Genomic DNA, 18,839 nt, shown 5'->3' with positions numbered 1-18,839 from the left:
TAAAACCGGCAACGCTCCGTTGACCCTGATCGCCGGCAAGCCGGCTCCTACAGGATTTTGTAGCGGGTTCGCATGGGTCACGGCTTCATGGGAATCGAAGCTGGAGCTTCCGCCCAGTTGTGTTCCGAAGCTGGAGCTTGGGAACAACAAGAACAGTACTCTCAAACAGCCTTTAAGCGCTTGCTCTGAACCTCGGTTTGAGTTACGGGTTTCCGAAAAAATCTCCTTTCCATCATTTCAGCGCCGAAGATTGTTCGGCCAGAGAGGGTCCTTATGGAAACCAACCGCCCCGGTTATCTGGAGCAACTCCTGGATTTGGCGCGGGAATACGACCGAAAATACAGGGAACTTGTAGAACTCGCACAGACGGCCGAGCCGCGTGACTTATTCCAGCGTATCAAATTTCAGGGGGAAATGGCCACCGACCGATTTCGGAACGCGCAGAGAGTGGTCCTGGAATTCCTGGATTCCCCGTCCGAAGGCGACCGCGACGCCGCGATTCAGGCCGTGACCGCCCTTTGCCGTTCCTTCGACGAGATGGTCATCCTCCACCACATGCTGCTGGAACAGCACGGCCGAACGATGATGTAAAGATCGGCGGGATTCGGCTATTTCTTTAGAAGAATCACCAGCTTTCCGGATTGCTTCATGCGGCCGGCGCGTCGTCCCGCTTCTTCGCCCGACCCGAAGAAGAGATCCAGGCGCTCCGGTCCCTTGATGGCGCCGCCGGTGTCCTGGTTCACCACCCAGCGCCTGAGCGGCGCCCACCCCTTCACTTCCCCCGAATCGTCCAGCACGGGCTGTTCGGTTTCCAGGAAGCCGACGATCCCCTTGGGGTAACACGCGGGGTCGAGGGCCGCCGACCGGCCCGCCGTCAGCGGGACACTCAGGCTCCCCAACGGCCCTTCGTCCACCCAACGAAAAAAAACGTAACCGGGATTCACCGAAAGGACTTCCTGAATTCGTTCGGGGTGCTCGTGGAGAAAGTCCCGGATGGCCTGGAGCGACATGACATCGCTCGGCACGGAACCGGTTTCGATCAGATATTTTCCGATGCTTCGGTATGGGTGGCCGTTGGACCCCGCATAGCCGATCCGCCGCCTGGAGCCGTCCGGAAAAACCAGCATACCGGACCCCTGCACGTGGAGGAAAAACGCTTCCACGGGGTCCTTGAGCCAGGCCAACTCGCATTGGCAATCCGACAGGGCTCCCGCCCAGTCGATTTCGGAGCGGGTGGGATAAGGAACCAGGTAGCGTCCGTTGAGCCTTCCCACGGGCGGCCGCACGTTGTTGAAGCGTTCGGGATCGAACAGTTCAAGTCGGACCTGGACAAGATCCGGGGGGAGCGCGTAAAGCGGGTGGCGGAACACCTCGTCCCGGTGCCGGCGGCTCTCAATGACCGGTTCATAGTAACCCGTGACCAGGATCGTTTCCAACTCTTCACGCGAGCGATAGGCAAGCACCTGGAAATGTTCCAGAAGTTTCTCGCGATCCAGGTCTCCGGCCGCCAGCAGTTCCAGGAAGAGCGCCACGGTCGCCTTCAGGCGCCCGGCGGGGATTTTCAGCCCGCCGCATTCCAGGATCCGGTCCCCGGGAAGCCGCTCGTAGTATTCGAGTGATCGGCGCAGAGCCTCTTCCAGGGAACCTCGATCCAGGTCGTCGATGAATGCCGGAACTTCCCGGGTTTCCAGGGGTTCGAGCCCGGGCGGAAGGAGCTTCTCTTCTGCGGGTTCGCGGGTACACGCCCCCAGAAGGACCACCGCCGCCATGCTCCAGAGCAGGATCCAGAGGAACCGTGGCGTCCCGAAAGCCATGCGTCCGCCTCAGGTGCCCATTTCCCAGGAATGGAGGTACTTTTCCTGTTCCGGGGTGAGCCGGTCGATGGCGATGTTCATGGATTCCAACTTGAGCCGGGCGATTTCCCGATCGATGGCTTCCGGCACCCGGTACACGCGCCTTTCCAGCCGCGCGGCGTTTTTCACCATGTATTCGGCGCAAAGGGCCTGGTTGGCGAAGCTCATGTCCATGACGCTGGAAGGATGCCCTTCGGCGGCGGCCAGGTTGATGAGGCGTCCTTCCCCCAGGACGTATATGCGGCGCCCGTCTTCCATCCGGAATTCTTCCACGAAATCGCGGATGGTCCGCCGTGAAACGGCAAGCGACGCCAGGGTCTCAAGGTCTATTTCCACGTTGAAGTGGCCGGAATTGCACACGATGGCGCCGTCTTTCATCGCTTGGAAGTGTTCCCGGCCAATGACGTGGATGTCTCCCGTGAGGGTACAGAAGAAGTCGCCGATGGGGGCCGCTTCCGCCATGGGAAGCACCTGGTAGCCGTCCATGACGGCCTCCAGGGCCCGGAGCGGGTCCACTTCGGTTACCACCACCCGGGCACCCATGCCCGCCGCCCGCATGGCGACACCTCGGCCGCACCACCCGTACCCGCTCACCACGAAAATGGATCCCGCAAGGAGCCGGTTGGTGGCCCGGACGATTCCATCGATGGTGCTCTGACCCGTTCCGTACCGGTTGTCGAAAAGGTGCTTGGTGTCCGCGTCGTTGACCGCAATGATGGGATACCGCAACACCCCCTTCTCGGCCATGCTTCGAAGCCGGATCACTCCCGTGGTCGTCTCTTCGGTTCCGCCGATCAGTCCTTCCAGCAGGTCCCGGCGGTCGGAATGGAGGGTGCTCACCAGGTCGGCTCCGTCGTCCATGGTGATCGCGGGCTTGTGACCCAGGGCCGCATGGATGTGCCGGTAGTAAGTGTCCTTGTCCTCCCCCTTGATGGCAAAGACCGGAATGCGGTCGTGAACCACCAGCGACGCCGCCACGTCGTCCTGGGTGCTCAACGGATTCGAAGCGCAGACCCGGATCTCGGCGCCTCCCGCCTTGAGCGCCTGGGCCAGGTAGGCAGTTTCCGTGGTGACGTGCAGGCAGGCCGCAACGCGCACTCCCTGGAGCGGCTTTTCCCGTTCGAAACGTTCTCGTATCGAGCGCAACACCGGCATCGATTGAGCGGCCCATTCGATCCGAAGCTTGCCCTTCTCCGCCAGAGCCTCGTCCTTGACGTGATAGTCCATGCATCCTCCCTTTCAACCCGTTTGCGGCCGCTCCACACGGCGGCCTTTATTTCAGGCGCCGAACTTTCCGGCATCTTCCCTGAGATCGTCCGCCTTGTCGATCTTTTCCCAGGTGAAATCCGGGTCGTTCCGGCCGAAATGCCCGTAACACGACGTCTTCTTGTAAATGGGGCGCAGAAGCTTCAGGTCTTGGATCATCCGGGCGGGCTTGAAGCTGAAATGCTTCCGGACCAACTTGGCGATTTCGTCGGGAGGAATTTTCGATGTCCCGTAGGAATCGATCATGAGCGATACCGGTTCGGCGACCCCGATGCTGTAGGCCACCTGCACTTCCACTCGATCGGCCAGTCCGGCCGCAACGATGTTCTTGGCCACGTAGCGGGCCATGTAGGAAGCGCTCCGATCCACCTTGCTGGGGTCCTTGCCGGAAAAGCACCCGCCGCCGTGACTCCCCTGCCCCCCGTAGGTGTCGACGATGATCTTGCGACCGGTAAGCCCGCAGTCGCCCATAGGCCCACCCACCACGAACCGACCCGTGGTATTGATGAAAAAGCGCGTCTTTGCGTCTATCAGCTCCAAGGGAACCACCTTCTTGATCACCTCTTCGATGATGCCTTCCTGGATGGTCTTGTAGGTAACGTCGGGCGAGTGCTGTGCCGCCACCACGATGGTGTCGACGCGCACGGGCCGATGATCATGGTACTCGATAGTTACCTGGCTTTTCCCGTCCGGCCGGAGAAACTTGAGCACGCCGTTTTTGCGTACTTCCGCCAATTTGCGCGTGATCCGGTGGGCGTAATAGATAGGCATGGGCATGAGGACCGGCGTTTCGTCGCAGGCGAAGCCGAACATTATCCCCTGGTCGCCCGCCCCCTGCTCCTCGAAGAGCCCCTCGCCGGGATTCACTCCCATGGCGATATCCGGCGACTGCTTGTCGATGCTGGTTATCACCGCGCAGGTCTCCCAGTCGAAGCCCATGGAGGAATCGTTGTAACCGATGTCCCGGATCGTTTGGCGAACGACTTCGGGAAGGTCCACCCAGGCCGACGTGGTGATCTCCCCGGCCACAAAGGCAAGACCAGTTGTGACCAGCGTTTCGCAGGCCACCCTCGCCGACTTGTCTTCGGTGATGATGGCATCCAGAATGCTGTCCGAAATGCGGTCCGCAACCTTGTCGGGATGGCCCTCCGTCACGGACTCCGAGGAGAAAAGGTAACTGCTCATGGACATGGATCGATCACTCCCGTTTGAGTAGGTTGAATGATTAGGGTTGCTGAGCCATGCTCACCTGGTTCCGGCGGTTCTTCTTGGCGTTGTCGGCGTTGTCGGCGTTGTCGGCGTTGGGGCTCACCAGCCCCCCCGAAATGAGCAGCTTGAACGCGTCTTCCACCGTCATGGCGAGCGCAATGGTATCCCTTTCCGGCACCAGCAGGTAGAAGCCCGAGGTGGGGTTGGGTGTTGTCGGAAGAAAGATGTTGATCACCCGTTCATCGGTGACCGCCTGGACCTCCCCCGTGGACACCCCGGTGACGAAGCCGATGGCGTACATCCCGCGACGCGGGTATTCCACCAGCACCACCCGCTTGAAGCTCTCGTCCGACTGCGAAAAAATCGCAATCAGCAGCTGCTTCACCGCGCTGTGAACGGGTCGGACCAAGGGAATCCGGTAGACGATCCGTTCGCCGATGTCCATAATCCTCCCGCCCACGTAGTTCTTGACCAGAACGCCGGTGAGCAGGATCAACACGAGCACCACGGCGATTCCGAGTCCGGGAATCGGATAAGAGATATAGGTGCGCGGGTTGAAGCGTTCCGGAAGCAGGTTGAAGACCTTGTCACCGTGCTTCAACAGGATGGAAATCACGTAAACCGTGAAGGAAAGCGGGACTACGGCCAGCAGCCCCGCGACGAAGTAAGCCTTGATCCTGCTCTTTATGGACTTGAAAAGAGCCAATTTCACTCCGCAGCCGTTTTGAGTTGATTGTCCGGCCCCACCAGGATGATTGTAGGCTTGTACGCCCGGGCTTCGGCGTCGTCGTAATCGGCGTACGTCGCGACGATGATCAGGTCTCCCCGGGTTCCCAATCGAGCCGCCGCCCCGTTCAGGCACATATCCCCCCCGCCGGCCGGCCCCGGAATCGCGTAGGTGTCGAAGCGCGCTCCGTTCGAAATGTTGTACACTTTCACCTGCTCGAAAGGCAGGATGTCGGCCGCCTCCATGAGTCTCTCGTCGATGGTGATGCTGCCTTCGTAGTCCAGGTTCGCGTCGGTCACGCGAGCCCGGTGGATCTTGGATTTGAGCATTCGCCGTTGCATGGTCGATCCTCCCCTGGAAAACCGGAGCCTCTTCCCCGGTTCATAGAAATCAGGCTGGATTCAGAACGCGGTTGTCGATGAGCCTCGCCTTCCCCACATGGGCGGCCAAGGCGAGGAGCGTCGGCCCGTCGATCCGGGACCTCGCCCGGAGCGAGTCCGGTTCCCTCAACTCCGCGTAATCGATCCTGATATGTCGGCCCGACTGGAGGACATCTCTCACTCGTTCTAGAATCACCTCGGCGCGTCTTTCGCCGGCATCGACCAGCTCGGCGGCTTCTTTGAGAGCCTGCGAAAGCTTCAATGCATCCCGCCGTTCGTCTTCGGACAGGTAGATGTTGCGGCTGCTCATGGCGAGTCCATCCGCCTCGCGGACGGTGGGATGGCCCACCACCTCCACGTCCATATTGAGATCCCCCACCATCCGCCGGATCACCACCAGTTGCTGAAAGTCCTTTTCGCCGAAAACGGCTGCATGAGGTTTCACGATGTTGAAAAGCTTCGCCACCACCGTAGCCACTCCGCGGAAATGACCGGGGCGTCTTTCGCCGCAAAGCGGTCCGCTCACCTCGGTCACCTCCACGAAGGTCTGGTACCCCTGCGGATACATCGCCTCGGCGCTGGGGCAGAAAACCGCATCAACCCCGACCTCCTCGATCATCCGGAAGTCGCGCTCCGGGTCCCTGGGATACCGCTCGAAATCCTCGCCTGGACCGAACTGGGTCGGGTTGACGAAGACGCTCACGACCGTCACATCACCCAGTGTCAACGCCTTCCGCATCAGGGCCAGGTGCCCTTCGTGCAGAAAGCCCATGGTGGGAACAAGAACGATCCGGCGACCCTGCCGTCGCCAGTCGTCGGCCTGCTGCTGCATCTCGCGAACGCTGTCGATGATGCGCATAACGAATCCTTTCTCTTTTCCAGAACGCAAAAAAAAGCCTTCTGGACCGCCGTCCGGAAGGCCTGTGGCAGGCAATCCGCACACCTGCTGTGCCTCTTGCCCTGTCGAGCCGATTCCGTCTCGGTCCTTTGAGGATCCAAGCGGAACCCTCCGATTGCCGCGGAGGTGAGCCGGAGCGATTTCTAACAAGCGGCCGCTCTTTTGTCAAGGTGCTTGCCCGACAATGAAAAGCCGGTGCTCCGAATCCCTTGGTGGAGCGGACCCATCGTAGGGACAGCGCCCCCGCCGCGATCATGCCCCTGTCCCCTCGTTCCCAGGCTCCGGTTTGGGAACGGCCTCATGGGAATCGAAGCTGGAGCTTCTGCACAGTTGTGTTCCCAAGCTGGGAATCGAAGCTGGAGCTTCTGCACAGTTGTGTTCCCAAGCTGGAGCTTGGGAACAAGCTGGAAGACAACAGCGGCCTTGTAGGAGAGGTGCCCCCGCCGCGATCGCATCCCCCGGCGCCCTCCGCCGCGATACGGGTCTGTAGGAGCGGGCTTGCCCGCGATCAGGGTCGCCGGCAAGCCGGCTCCTACAGAAGTGAAACTTGCCCGCGATCAGGGTCGCCGGCAAGCCGGCTCCTACAGAAATGAAAAGCAGGTCACCGGCTCCTACCGGCCACCCGCGGATTTCCGTTCGCAGACCGCCACGTTTCGAGCCGGCGGAACCCGTTCAGCCGCCGGATGACCGATGTTCGGCGGGCGGTCGCAGCCACGGAGCCAGCGCGCGGGTGAGCCGGACCAGCTCCTCTCCGGCAAGCGTTTCAGCCCGCCTTCCCGAGTCAATACCGGCCGCGGCGAACGCCTCCTCCAGAACCAAACCTCGGTTCACCCCCGGCAGGGACTTCAGGCTGTTTCGAAGTGTTTTCCTCCGTTGCTGAAACGCGGTGTTGGCGACGGCTCTCAAGTCTTCAAAAGGAGGAAGTTCATCCGGGAACGGGCGGTTAAAGTCCAGGCGGAGCACCACCGAATCCACCCGAGGGGGTGGATGGAACTGCTTCGGACCCACTTCGAAAAGAACCTCGACGCGGGCGTAGAGGCTCAGAAGCACGGAGAGGACGCCGTAGTCTTTCCCGCCGGGGGGAGCGGCCCAGCGCCGTCCCACTTCCTTTTGCACCATGAAGACCGCCCGGTCCAGAAAGGACGCCTGCCGGAGCAGCCGGAAAAGGAGCGGGGAACTGATGTTGTAGGGGAGATTGCCGAGGACGACCAGCGGGCGGCCCGAATCCTTCGAAAGCCGTTCGAATTCAAAGTCCAGAACATCCCGGCGGTGGACGTGCACCGGCAGATGCAGCCCTTTTACGCGCTCGCGGAGGTACTCGGCCAGGTCCCGGTCCAGTTCCACAAGGTGCAGTTCCGCGGCGGGGCCTTCCAGGATGAACCGGGTCAGAGCGCCCAAACCCGGACCGATTTCCACCACCACGTCCGCCGGCTTGATGTGGGCTTCCCGGACGATTTTGGCCGCCGTGCGGGGTTGTGCGAGGAAATGCTGGCCGAAGCTCTTTCGGGGCGTCCCCGCCTTGTCCCGGAAATACTCACGCGGGTCCAGAAAGTCGGGGTTTGTGGCATCACGGAAGATCACGGTCTGGGATTCCCGGCCCGACACGGAGCGCTCAAAGCCACCGGGAACGGGCGTCCAGCTCCGCGGGAGCGCGGCAGAAACCGTTCCGTTTCCATGCCCGGTAGCCCGCCGCCGCGATCATGACGGCGTTGTCCGTGCAAAGGCGCGCCGGCGGCACATGCAGGGTGAAGCCACGGTAGGCGGCTTCTTCCCGGAACCGCTCCCGAAGCCTTCGGTTCGCCGCGACACCGCCCGCAAGCGCCACGTCCTTGACCGAATGCCTGAGGGCCGCGGCCATGGTTTTTTGAACCAACACCTCCACAATCGCTTCCTGAAAACTCGCGGCCAGGTCCTCCACCCGGTAACTGCCGGACCGCCGGGCCGAAGACGGCGGCCCGTGTCGTGTCACGAAGTGAGCCACCGCCGTCTTGACGCCGCTGAAGCTGAAATCCAGCGAATCCTTTTCCAGAAATGCCTTCGGAAAGTCGAAGGCCTGAGGGTTCCCTTCCGCCGAAAGACGATCGATGACCACGCCTCCCGGGTAACCCAGATCCAGGAGCTTGGCCACCTTGTCGAAGGCTTCCCCCGCCGCATCGTCGCGGGTCGTCCCCAGGCAACGGCTTTCGCCTTCCGGTTCCACGAGATAGATGGCCGTGTGGCCGCCGGAAACCACAAGGCACACGAAAGGGCGGTCCAGGGGATCGCCCCCGAGGAAGGCCGCGCACATGTGGCCTTCCAGGTGATTGACCGGAATCAGTGGAATCCCCAGGGCGTAACTGATGGCCTTGGCCGCGCTGAGGCCCACCAGCAGCGCCCCCACCAGCCCAGGCCCCTGCGTGACGGCGACGGCGTCCACGTCCGTGAGCCCCACCCCGGCGCCGGCCAGCGCCTCCTCGATCACCGGCAGAATGCCCTCCACGTGCTTTCGAGACGCCAACTCGGGCACAACACCCCCGTAAGGGCTGTGAACCGCGATCTGGCTCGCCACCACGTCCGAAAGGACCCGGGTCCCGCCGACCACCACCGCGGCCGCCGTTTCGTCACAGGAACTCTCGATCCCCAGGATCAGCACGGCCCCTATTCCGCCCCCATCGGCATTTCACGGCGCATGAACTTCTCCGCTTCCGCCACGTTTTCCTTGCTGCCGATGTAGAGGGGAATGCGGTCGTGGAGGGTTTCCGGTTCGATATCCAGGATGCGCCGCGTCCCATCGGAGGCGGCTCCCCCGGCGGCTTCAACCACGAAGGCCATGGGCGCCGCTTCAAAGAGCAGCCGAAGCTTGCCGTAAGGCTTCTTCGGATCCCTTCGATCCGCCGGGTACATGAAAATCCCGCCCTTCAACAGGTTCCGGTGGACGTCGCTCACGAGCGACCCGATGTAACGCGACGTGTAGGGCCGGTTGCCCGACGCGTCCGGGGTCTTCAGGTAATCCACGTACCGGCGGACCGGTTCGTCCCAGTAGCAGTAGTAGCCTTCGTTCACCGAATAGATCCGGCCGACCTCCGGGATCTGAATGTTTTCATGGCTCAACAGGAACTCGCCGATGCTCGGGTGCAACGTGAACCCGTGCACCCCATCTCCCGTCGTGTACACCAGCATGGTGCTCGACCCGTAAATGAAGTAGCCCGCGGCCACCTGCTCCGAGCCCTTCCGGAGCACCTCGTCCAGCGTCACCGGGCCTCCGGCCTTGATGCGCCGGCGGATGGAAAAGATGGTCCCGACGCTCACATTCACATCAATGTTCGAAGACCCGTCCAAGGGATCCATGAGGAGGATGTAACTGCCCATGGCATAGCCCGTAGGGATCTCGATGAGATCCGCATCTTCCTCCGAGGCGATGGCGCAGAGCTGTCCCGCCTGGATCAGTCGGCGAACCAGCGTGTGGTGGGAATAGTCGTCGAGCTTTTGCACCTTTTCCCCGTAGACGTTCTCCTCACCCGTGTAGCCGCAGATATCGTTCAATCCCGCCTGGTTGATCTCACGATTGATCAGCTTCGCCGCCACGTTCAACTCATTGAAAAGAAGAGTGAACGCACCGGTGGCCGCAGGCGTTTCCTTCTGCTGCCGAAGGAGATGTTCCGTGACCGTGATCCCGAGACTTCTTTTCATCGGCTCCCCCTTTCCAACTTCCAATGGCACCATGAAGCGGTTGAGCAACGGTGTTTCGAAAAACGCGATCCACGCGCGTGATCCGTAACATAGCACGAAGCGCGAAATCGTAACAATTCATTCCACCAGTTCCTTCAGGAAGTCATAGCGCTCCTTGAGTTCCTGGACCCTGCGGTCGTGGTGATGAATCCTTAAGAGCGCCCGGACCACCAGGTAGGAGCCGAGAAGGATCAGCAGCACGCAAAGGACGAGAAGCGGCAGCAGAAGGGCGAGAACCTTGGAAAACTCGTAGTAGCTGGACGTGCTCACAAGGAGGCTCAACACGGAAAGCGGGAGTACGAACACGGCGATTCCCGTGCGAAGCACGGAAAGCGATGTGCGCTTTTCCGCGAGGATGAGTTTGACTTCATCCATGAGCATCGGGCTGTCGAGGGTTTCCGAATCGTCCCGCCCGCCGGAACCCGTACCGGAGGGCTGCAGCCCGCCGTCGCCCCTCTCTGCGGCGTCCCCGCCCGCCGCGATCCGCTGTTCATTGCTTGACATAACGGCGTTCTCCCCTTAGACTTCGTATGATTGTAAACATGCCGGGAACCCGCCGGACCCGCCGTTCGGCGGCCGTGGCAGGTTTTGAACCCGGGCCCGTTGCACCGTCGCATGGGCGGCGGTCACGTCCCGGCGGCGGAGAACAAGGAACGCTATGATCGCTCCCCCGAAGACCGCTACCACCGCCGGATCGACTATCTTCGCCTTTCGGTCACCGACCGCTGCAATCTTCGCTGCACCTATTGCATGCCGGCTTCCGGCGTTCCGAAACTGGACCACGAAGAAATCCTCCGCTACGAAGAAATCCTGCGGCTGGTCGATATCACGGCGCGCATGGGAATCAGCAAGGTCCGCATCACCGGCGGAGAGCCGCTGGTGCGCAAAGACCTGGCCTACCTTTGCCGGCAAATCGCCCGAAACCCGCTTATCCAGGATCTCAGCGTGACCACAAACGGCGTGCTCCTCCGGCACCTGGGCCGGAAGCTTTTTCAGGCGGGGGTGCGGAGGCTCAACGTGAGCCTGGACACGCTGAATGCTGAGCGGTACGCGGCCATCACGCGCCGCGACCATTTCGAAGATGTGTGGGCGGGCATTCAAGAGGCGGAGCGCATCGGGTTTTCGCCCATAAAGATCAACATGGTGGTGCTGAGGGGCGTCAACGACGATGAAATCGAGGACATGGCGGCGCTCACCTACCGCTTTCCGTACCATGTCCGATTCATCGAATTCATGCCGTTCCAGCCGGACCATTACAGCGAGCGGTTTCTGTCCTCGGATGAAATCGTCGAACGGCTGGCCGGGGTGGATACGCTGCTTCCCGCGGAAGCCGACCGCGGAAACGGTCCCGCCCGCCACTATCGCTTTCCGAGTTCCCGCGGAAAGATCGGCATCATCAGCCCGATGAGTCATCATTTCTGCCCCACCTGCAACCGCCTGCGGCTCACCGCCGATGGAAAGCTCAGAACCTGCCTTTTCGCCGTCGAGGAACAAGACATCAAGGGACTGCTCCGAAGCGGCGCCTCCGACGAGGCGGTCGAGGCGGCCATTCGGGCGGCGCTGCAGAGGAAACCGAAAGCCCACCCTTTGAACGAGGCGGTCCTTCGCAAGTGTATCAGCCGTTCCATGTCTTCCATCGGCGGCTGAAGTCTTCCCGCTCCACCCCGGTAGCCGCTCCGGCGCCTTCATCCCGGGTATTCTTCCGCGGCGACAAAGGCCGCCCCCAAAAGCGGCCCCAGATCCCCCAGGGTGCTCCTGTCCACGACCAGCCGATCCAGGTTCAGCATAGTGGAATGCCTGCGAAGGCTCTCCCGGAGCGGCGCCTCGAACTGGTCCCAAGAAGCGCTCACACCGCCTCCGATCACCGCGCGCTCCAGGCCAAGGACCGTGAACAGGTTCACCAGGGCGAGCCCCAGGGCCCAGCCCATGCGTTGAAAGAGCCTTCGCGCCGCCGGATCGCCGGAGCGCGCGGCCGCGTAGACATCGGCCGGCTCCAGGACGCCATCCTCAAGCTTGGCCTCCAGCGGGCTTCCGCCCAGTTTGCCTTCCCGGTGGAGCTGTTTCGCGCCGTCCACCAAGGCCGTTCCCGACGCATGGGCTTCCAGGCACCCCTTCTGCCCGCAGGCGCACCGCGGCCCGGAAGGGTCCACGATCATGTGGCCGATCTCGCCTGCGGTCCCGGTGTCGTCGCCCCGCCACAGTTTCCCGTTGAAGATTAGGCACCCCCCCACGCCCGTTCCCAGGGTGAGGCCGACCCAGTTGGGCACGCCTTTCGCCTTTCCCGCCCGGGACTCCCCGACGCCGAAGACGTTGGCGTCGTTTTCCATCACCACAGGAAGCCCGACGGCGTTCCCAAGGAGCTCGACCAAAGGAAAATCCCGCATGGACGGCAAGTTGGGTGAAAAGAGGATACGGCCGCCCTTGCGGTCCAGCTTCCCGGCGATGCCCACACCCACGGCGACCACGCGCGCCCCGAAGCTTTGAGCCGCTTCGATCTGCCGCCGGCACCCCTCGACAAGTTGCGATACGGCCCTTTCGTTTCCCCGTTCGATCTCGGTGCGAACCTTTTCCACGTTGCGGACGTTTCCGTCCTGGTCCACCAGGGCCAGCCGCGTATGGGTGCCGCCCACATCGACGCCGATCCACATTTTTCTTTCCATACGCGATCCTCTTTATCCTCTCTTGGAAAGTGTCCGAATCCCTATGTCTAAGCCGAGCGACTGTCAAGTCTTTGATGGCGGAGGCGGGACTGGCCGCGGTTGAACCGTAACGCGTGCGGCGGTTCAGCGATAACTGAAAGGAAAAAGCCGGCTCCTGTGCCGCTGCACCGCAAGGATGGCCGCTTCCCAGGAGTCGGCTTCCAGGACCGGTCGAAAGTGAGCCTTGTTCAGCGTGGAAGCCCGAAGCTCGTTGACGACGGAACGGGTTGCCGCCTCCAGGCGCTGAAGATCCCACAGTCCGTGCTCCCGGAGGTTCGCCAGGGGAAGGAGCGCCATGACGCGTCCGGCGATGCCCAGTGTTGCGGCCCGCTCCACCGAGGCCGTCCATACCGCCGGACGCAACAGTTCCGGGATCCTCTCTTCGATCCGGCCCCAGCCGGCCCAGGCCGCCAGCTCCTGCAAGGACCAGCGGGAACGCATCATCGGACGCAGAGCAGCACCGCGAGCCGCCCTTGTTGAACGGCGGCATCGGACAGGCCGCGGAAGCGGACACGAAAAAAACCGCCCGAAGGATCGATCCGGGCCTCTACGGGTTCCATGGACGTGCCGTCCGGAAGCTCCCACCGTGCCACGATTTCCGCCTCGCTCCAGGGCGCTTCCGCCGCTACGCCTCCCACCAGCAGTCCCTCGGCATCTTCTTCCCACAGGGTGAGGGTGGCGATGGACGGTCGAAAGTTCACCGGCATTTCCCCTTCGCCCCACTCGAGAAGGTTGATGCGCAGCGTCCTCTCCCTGGGAGCCGCTGCCAGCGGCAACGCGTCTTCGGGGAAGCGCGCCGACACGGCCGCTTCCACGGCGGAAACCGGCCGTTCAGGCCAGATCGGCCGGAGTCCGGAGTGCGGCCCGCGGGATTCGAAGGCTCCGGGTTCCGGATACAGATCCTCCAGCATCTCGGGAAACGATCTCTCCCTTTCGTTCATGAACGTATGGATCGATTGCATGGCAAAAAAAGCTCCTACCTGGATTTCCATCCGCCGGAACGCCGTGACGACAGCCGTAGAAGCCGCGGTCTCATCGTCGGCGAGCCGGGCTTCGGCGCCGGCGGCATGGCACACCGCACGCAACACATCGTTTGGAACCCGAAACCGCCTCCGCCCCAGGTCTTTCGCGCGGAGCGCGTACACGTTCCAGCTTTCGGCGAATCCTTCCGCCGCTTCCGCTTCACCGGGCATGCCGGCGTCGGAGCTGAGCCGCACATCGCCGGGTCCCATGAGCCGGATGTCGTCGTAGACCTGGGCAACCCGCACGATGCCCGGCGTCCGCTCCGATATCTGAAGGACCAGCACCCTCGGAGCACTGTAATACAAATCGCCGGGCCCCCATCCTTCCAGCCGCTCGTCCACCACCCAGACTTCCCCGGGCCGCGGTTCCGCCGGAACCGGAGTCGGAGCTTTCAACGGCGCCTCGGAAACCGCCATGGATAAGCACAACGGCGCCGACGCACGTTGCGTTTCCCGCTCCGACGACGTCGGGCGGGACGCAGCTATGAGCTCGTCACTGTGGCTTTGATGTGGCAAACGCGCCCTATGGAACGGCTCGCGCAGACTGTCCCTGTGTTTGCGTTCGTCGGCGCAAAACGGGCAGATTTCCAGGTGCCGCAAAAGAGGGCCATGGGGCGGCTCCACCCGGAGCAGCCGGTCGGGCGGGCAGGTCCGGGCCTGTCGAGCCGCCTGCAGAGCCAACTTGAGTTCCCAGGGTTCGTATGAGATCATCGAGGGACGGCTTTCTTACAGCGTTTCGATCACGCTTCCGGCGCGACTCAATTCCAACTACGGCTTTCACCGTCGCTTTTACAAACCGTCGCAATTTCTTGCACGAAGGCTTCAAAAAGTCGCTCGTCCAGGTCCGGAGGCGACAGCCCCGGCCAGAGCAGGCAGAAATCGCGAAGGCTTTCGACCGCGCTCCTGCAGGGATAAGCCGCTCCGGCCGCGGCCTTGTATCCCATCCGTTTCGCCGTTTCTTCGAGCGTCAGCCCGTCGCCCCAGTGGAGCGCAAAGGCACACCGCTGCCGGGGCGTCCAGGTCGCGACCAGCTGCTTGGCCAGTTCCCGGATACGGTGGCCGGCCACCACGGCTTCCCCCGGCGATTCCTCCCAGGGTTCGTGTTCGTTCGCCCGCTCCGGCGCCCCTCCGCTTCCGCCGGCCGGCGGCGTGGGATCCGGTACCGAAAACCCAGGATAGTGCAGCCCGATGAAACGGGCCAGGTCGCGGACGGGAACAAAACCCTTCGTTCCAAGTGCTTGGCACGCCCTTTCCCAGAACAACTCGGCCAGCGTGAGGAGAGACTTCCGCCGATCCAGGTCTTTCAGGGTCACCCGCCCGGAAGGATTGCCCCAGTCGGCGAAGTTCTCCCGGCTCAGGTCGAGAAGCCGCATTTCGGTACCCGCCTCCGCTCCCAGGGCGTAAAAAGCCCCCTTGGAAGTCGCGCGGTAGGCAATGGACGGCTCTTGGTGGAGAATCTGGCGAAGGCGGCGATAGAGCGCTCGTCTCGGATCCACGGCTTGAGTGCGCGCTCGATCCTTGACGTATCCCAGAAATTCCTGGGCGATGCGGAGGATCAAAAACCGTTCCCCCTTTTCCGCCGCAACGACGAAACTTTCCCGTTCAAACCAGCCCGGCGGCCGTTCGCGAAGGAAAACCCACAGGTCCCCGGCCAGCTCACGGATACAGTCCGCGCGTTTGTCCGGCGGAAGCTTCCAGGGATCGTCGCAGGGAAGCAGGTGCCCGGGGAGCCCGAGGCGCAGCGCCTGCCGATAGATCGACGCCGCCGCGCGTTCCAGGACCTCGAAGTTTTCCGCTTCGCGAAGCCATGCTGACCAGTCCGAAGCGTCCGTCATTCCTTGCAGGTCTCCACGCAGTCTTCGGGAACGAGGCCCATGAACGTCAGCCGGGAAACAAACCGCTCGTCCCGTGGCAGGTTGAAGGCGCAGTCTTCCACCAGGTAGGCATCCCGGTCCAGGTGTTTTCCCGTAATTTCCAGTCGGCAGCCCCCGCGAAGGTACCGGGACGCTCCCCAGTTCTTGGACGAACAGGGGCAGACCTTGTGGCCCAGTTTCGGGAGGCTCTGGAGTACGAAAAGGGGATGAGTCGTCCTGCGGCCTCGAAACGTCGCCGGAAACACCTCGCCGCTGAAGTCACGAAGACGGGTATCGGAAGCGCCGTGGAAGAACATGCGAGGGCTCCAGAGGCTTGGCGGAAGCTTTCGGATCGAAGAGCCAAGCCGCTCGAGATCCACATCCCGCGGGGGCGGCCGAAGATCCTCTTCTTCCCAGATGCTCAGGCACCGCGCTCTGCCTTGGGCGTCTCCCGCCTTTGCGCTCATCCGGTCCCCCTGTTCCAGGCCGCCGGGTTTCCTGCGAAATTCCCGCGATCATTGAAGCAGAAAGGCGGATTCCGCTCAACGGTTTTTTGCAGGACCTTGGCTCCGCTGATCAAAAACCATGGGGGCGCCGATCAAAGTGAGGCCTGGTTGCACATGTCGGCGGCCTGCCAGCCCGCCGCATGCCGGTTGACATGGGTTTCGAACCCGTGCAAAAGCTGGAAAAGCGCGGTGCGCGACGCGTGCGGTAAGGGCCGTCCGGCGAAAACCGACAGAGGAATCGATTTCCATGGAACATACGCTGTTTCTCCTTTTCAACCACCGGCTCACCCCGGACCAGGCCGCGGACGCCAGGGCGTCGCTGGCCGTTTCCTCCATCGCTGATCTGCCGCCCGATCTCAAGGAACTGTGGGGCTCCATCCCGCCCAGGGTCCCGGAAATAGAGCCCGTGCTCGCTCCTTTCAGAGACTGGCTGGATCGGAACGCCCGCCCCGGTGACTTCGTCCTGGTCCAGGGCGATTTCGGAGCCACCTACCTCATGGTCCGGTTCGCCATGGCCCGCAACTGGATCCCCGTGTATTCCGCCACCCGCCGGGAAGCCCTCGAAGAACACCTTCCCGACGGCCGTGTCCGGCTCACCCACCATTTCCGGCATGAACGATTTCGATACTATGGGAGATGAAGAACGCCTGGAAGGTCAGACATTCAGCCATGGTAAATTGGGCAAAGAAAGGAACTGTCATGCGACGCGTATTCTTGAGCTTTTTGGGTCTAGGTACAAGAAAAGGCGATTCTTACGATTATGACTTTGCCCGATATGCTATGGACGGCAAAGAATCGAGACGAACCAAGTTCGTCCAGGCCGCGGAAGTAGAACTTTTGGGACCGGAGTCTTTCAATCTGGTCCTTATAGTTACAACAGAAAAATCTCAATCTCTGCACTTCGACTCCCTCAAAAGCGAACTCCTGGATCTCGGTGCAAGGCATATCGTATGCCTTCCACTGGAGGAAGACATGACTGAAGCAGGCCAATGGCGATGGTTTGAAGCCATTTTGGAACACATCCAAACCGAAGATCACCTGAGCGTCGATATAACTCACGGCTATCGTGCGATCCCCATTGTTTTTTCAACCTCTATTCATTTTCTGCAGAAAGCTAAACGAGTGAACGTGGAACATGTATTCTATGGGGCCTATGAAAAGAATCGAGAGCTTGCTCCCGTCGTGGACATGACAAATTTCTTCATTATCAACGAGTGGGCGGAAGGTGTCAGTCGCCTTGTGGAAGACGCCGACGCGGGGAAAGTTGCTCGACAAGCGAAGGCAACTCCGTCCTTCCGTTTGGGAGAATTGAATGATGCCAAGCTCCTCCATAGCCTGCAAGATGTCACCAATAGGATTCGAAATGTGGATATGCATAATGTTCACAGTGCAGCGCGAACTGTGGTCAAGCTAATAACCGAGCGCTTCCCTCATGCCTCAGCTGCAGGACAGGAATTGCTCAGACTACTCACGGACAAATTTGAAACGCTGGCCAAAGAAGAGTTTGCAACACAACGCTACGATAGAGCCTATTTTCTTGGGCAGCTGGCGTTTATTAGGATGCTTTTGGATCACAAGCTCAGCATGCAAGCGTTTACCGCCATGAGGGAAACCATCGCGTCGATCGGACTCATCCACAATGAGAAAGCATCGATGCATACAGCCAAGGGGCGAGATGAGCGTCCCAAAGCGGAAGTCTTTGTGAGCATGTTGCAGTTCGAACCTGCCAAATGGCGTTTTTCCGGGGATGAGAAACGTATGATGGAAGGATTGATGCCACTTTACAGTGAACTGGAAAAAACCGGGATAGAAAGAGAGATCAGGGCTCTGCTGCCCGCTCTTGTGTATTACCGGAACGGCTTCGATCATGGATGGACGAAGAAGTCACAATCCGCCCAAGATATCGATTCCAAAGGAGATGAATTCTTTCTCCTGCTTAAGAAAATCGTCGACCTGTTGGATAGCAAAGGACTTTTTCGTTGATGACTTTCGCTTAACCACATGCTCAAACATCGAAAAGAGTTATTGTTCCGGGGTTTCAAGTTTTCCACCTCGTTCCCAAGCTGGAGCTTGGGAACGAGGTGGAATTTTCAGAGAATTTTAAATCTTCGTGTCTGCGGCCGCGGAAAATCCGTTTTCTTTTGGAAAGGTGCCGGCCAATCCTACCATCGCTGCCTTCGGTGTCAGGCGAACACCGGGGCGATCGGCTTGACGGAACACCAGGGCGCCTCGCTGTAGGAGCATGCTTGTCGGCGATCGGCATCCCTGTAGGAGGCCAGCCCTCGGGCCGATGGGCTGGGGCGGGGCATTGGGGTTGGTTCATCGCGGCGAGGGCGCCGCTCCTACAAGACCGCGGTTGTTTTTGTAGGAGCCGGCTTGCCGGCGATCAGGGTCAACGCGGCATTGCCGGTTTTACGGGTCGCGGGCAAGCCCGCTCCTACCGATAATGTCCCCTCGTTGTCCTCGTTCCCAAGCTCCAGCTTTCCCCTCTCCCCTCGTTCCCAAGCTCCAGCTTGGGAACGAGGGCAACGAGGCGAACTGTACTCGGTACCCCGCCCTGATCAGTACGTACCGGTCCATCTCGAACACTCCTCTTCGTCCCTTCTCGTTGGCTCCTGTTCACGCCAACCTACCAGGAGGACAACCGCCCAAGATGCTCAATTTTAGGTTGTCACTCCCCCCTTATTTCTGGCCAATTTTAAGTTAACAAAACCATTG

Annotated in this window: 19 protein-coding genes; 4 read left to right on the top strand and 15 right to left on the bottom strand. The window is 61.2% G+C overall.

The window, feature by feature from the left end; genetic code table 11:
* The first annotated feature begins 273 nt into the window (after positions 1-273).
* Positions 274-591: a hypothetical protein gene (locus FDQ92_RS14330; protein WP_137425524.1), complete on the top strand. Its 318-nt coding sequence runs from the start codon at positions 274-276 to the stop codon at positions 589-591.
* 17 nt (positions 592-608) lie between these two features.
* Here the strand turns inward: FDQ92_RS14330 and mltA are convergent, their stop codons facing one another.
* From mltA to FDQ92_RS14280, 10 genes are all read right to left on the bottom strand, one after another.
* A complete protein-coding gene (gene mltA, locus FDQ92_RS14325) occupies positions 609-1,814 on the bottom strand; it encodes a murein transglycosylase A (protein ID WP_137425523.1) in 1,206 nt (401 codons plus the stop codon).
* A gap of 9 nt (positions 1,815-1,823) precedes the next feature.
* Positions 1,824-3,080 carry an adenosylhomocysteinase gene (gene ahcY / locus FDQ92_RS14320; protein WP_137425522.1) on the bottom strand — a complete coding sequence of 419 codons (1,257 nt, stop codon included), beginning with the start codon at positions 3,078-3,080 and terminating at the stop codon, positions 1,824-1,826.
* A 51-nt stretch (positions 3,081-3,131) separates the two neighbouring features.
* Positions 3,132-4,310: a methionine adenosyltransferase gene (gene metK, locus FDQ92_RS14315; RefSeq protein ID WP_137425521.1), complete on the bottom strand. Its 1,179-nt coding sequence runs from the start codon at positions 4,308-4,310 to the stop codon at positions 3,132-3,134.
* 34 nt (positions 4,311-4,344) lie between these two features.
* Entirely contained in the window at positions 4,345-5,034 is a 690-nt protein-coding gene (locus FDQ92_RS14310; RefSeq protein ID WP_170180391.1) for a DUF502 domain-containing protein, read from the bottom strand.
* A 2-nt stretch (positions 5,035-5,036) separates the two neighbouring features.
* Positions 5,037-5,396 (bottom strand): aspartate 1-decarboxylase, encoded by a 360-nt coding sequence (gene panD, locus FDQ92_RS14305; RefSeq protein WP_137425519.1) that lies wholly within the window; start codon positions 5,394-5,396, stop codon positions 5,037-5,039.
* 49 nt (positions 5,397-5,445) lie between these two features.
* Positions 5,446-6,294 (bottom strand): pantoate--beta-alanine ligase, encoded by an 849-nt coding sequence (panC, locus tag FDQ92_RS14300; RefSeq protein ID WP_137425518.1) that lies wholly within the window; start codon positions 6,292-6,294, stop codon positions 5,446-5,448.
* Between the two features lie 711 nt (positions 6,295-7,005).
* Complete coding sequence (rsmA, locus tag FDQ92_RS14295; RefSeq protein ID WP_211341299.1) at positions 7,006-7,914, bottom strand: 16S rRNA (adenine(1518)-N(6)/adenine(1519)-N(6))-dimethyltransferase RsmA; 909 nt, start codon at positions 7,912-7,914, stop codon at positions 7,006-7,008.
* Between the two features lie 31 nt (positions 7,915-7,945).
* On the bottom strand, positions 7,946-8,965 hold the full coding sequence (gene tsaD / locus FDQ92_RS14290; protein ID WP_137425517.1) for a tRNA (adenosine(37)-N6)-threonylcarbamoyltransferase complex transferase subunit TsaD: 1,020 nt from the start codon (positions 8,963-8,965) through the stop codon (positions 7,946-7,948).
* A gap of 5 nt (positions 8,966-8,970) precedes the next feature.
* Positions 8,971-10,002: a class 1 fructose-bisphosphatase gene (gene fbp, locus FDQ92_RS14285; RefSeq protein WP_137425516.1), complete on the bottom strand. Its 1,032-nt coding sequence runs from the start codon at positions 10,000-10,002 to the stop codon at positions 8,971-8,973.
* A 117-nt stretch (positions 10,003-10,119) separates the two neighbouring features.
* Positions 10,120-10,545: a hypothetical protein gene (locus FDQ92_RS14280; RefSeq protein ID WP_211341298.1), complete on the bottom strand. Its 426-nt coding sequence runs from the start codon at positions 10,543-10,545 to the stop codon at positions 10,120-10,122.
* A 111-nt stretch (positions 10,546-10,656) separates the two neighbouring features.
* Here FDQ92_RS14280 and moaA point away from each other — a divergent pair, with 111 nt between their 5' ends.
* A complete protein-coding gene (gene moaA / locus FDQ92_RS14275; protein ID WP_137425515.1) occupies positions 10,657-11,688 on the top strand; it encodes a GTP 3',8-cyclase MoaA in 1,032 nt (343 codons plus the stop codon).
* A gap of 38 nt (positions 11,689-11,726) precedes the next feature.
* Here moaA and FDQ92_RS14270 read toward each other — a convergent pair whose 3' ends face one another.
* The 5 genes from FDQ92_RS14270 to FDQ92_RS14250 all read right to left on the bottom strand — a co-directional run bounded on the left by FDQ92_RS14270 (position 11,727) and on the right by FDQ92_RS14250 (position 16,082).
* Positions 11,727-12,701 (bottom strand): ROK family protein, encoded by a 975-nt coding sequence (locus tag FDQ92_RS14270; protein ID WP_137425514.1) that lies wholly within the window; start codon positions 12,699-12,701, stop codon positions 11,727-11,729.
* A gap of 123 nt (positions 12,702-12,824) precedes the next feature.
* On the bottom strand, positions 12,825-13,184 hold the full coding sequence (locus tag FDQ92_RS14265; RefSeq protein WP_137425513.1) for a hypothetical protein: 360 nt from the start codon (positions 13,182-13,184) through the stop codon (positions 12,825-12,827).
* Positions 13,181-14,473 carry a hypothetical protein gene (locus FDQ92_RS14260; RefSeq protein WP_137425512.1) on the bottom strand — a complete coding sequence of 431 codons (1,293 nt, stop codon included), beginning with the start codon at positions 14,471-14,473 and terminating at the stop codon, positions 13,181-13,183. The genes FDQ92_RS14265 and FDQ92_RS14260 overlap by 4 nt, the downstream gene beginning before the upstream one ends.
* Positions 14,474-14,520: 47 nt before the next feature.
* The gene (locus FDQ92_RS14255; RefSeq protein ID WP_137425511.1) at positions 14,521-15,597 is read right to left on the bottom strand and encodes an RNA polymerase sigma factor; all 1,077 of its coding nucleotides are present in this window, start codon (positions 15,595-15,597) and stop codon (positions 14,521-14,523) included.
* Complete coding sequence (locus FDQ92_RS14250; RefSeq protein ID WP_137425510.1) at positions 15,594-16,082, bottom strand: hypothetical protein; 489 nt, start codon at positions 16,080-16,082, stop codon at positions 15,594-15,596. The genes FDQ92_RS14255 and FDQ92_RS14250 overlap by 4 nt, the downstream gene beginning before the upstream one ends.
* A 286-nt stretch (positions 16,083-16,368) precedes the next feature.
* Between FDQ92_RS14250 and csx20 the strand changes: the two genes are divergently transcribed.
* The gene (gene csx20 / locus FDQ92_RS14245; protein ID WP_137425509.1) at positions 16,369-16,761 is read left to right on the top strand and encodes a CRISPR-associated protein Csx20; all 393 of its coding nucleotides are present in this window, start codon (positions 16,369-16,371) and stop codon (positions 16,759-16,761) included.
* Positions 16,762-16,820: 59 nt separating this feature from the next.
* Complete coding sequence (gene csx2, locus FDQ92_RS14240; RefSeq protein WP_170180390.1) at positions 16,821-18,104, top strand: TIGR02221 family CRISPR-associated protein; 1,284 nt, start codon at positions 16,821-16,823, stop codon at positions 18,102-18,104.
* The last annotated feature ends 735 nt before the right edge of the window (positions 18,105-18,839 follow it).

It is taken from the genome of Desulfoglaeba alkanexedens ALDC (genome assembly GCF_005377625.1).
Lineage (GTDB): Bacteria > Desulfobacterota > Syntrophobacteria > Syntrophobacterales > DSM-9756 > Desulfoglaeba > Desulfoglaeba alkanexedens.
This window is presented reverse-complemented; position numbering and strand designations above follow the sequence as displayed.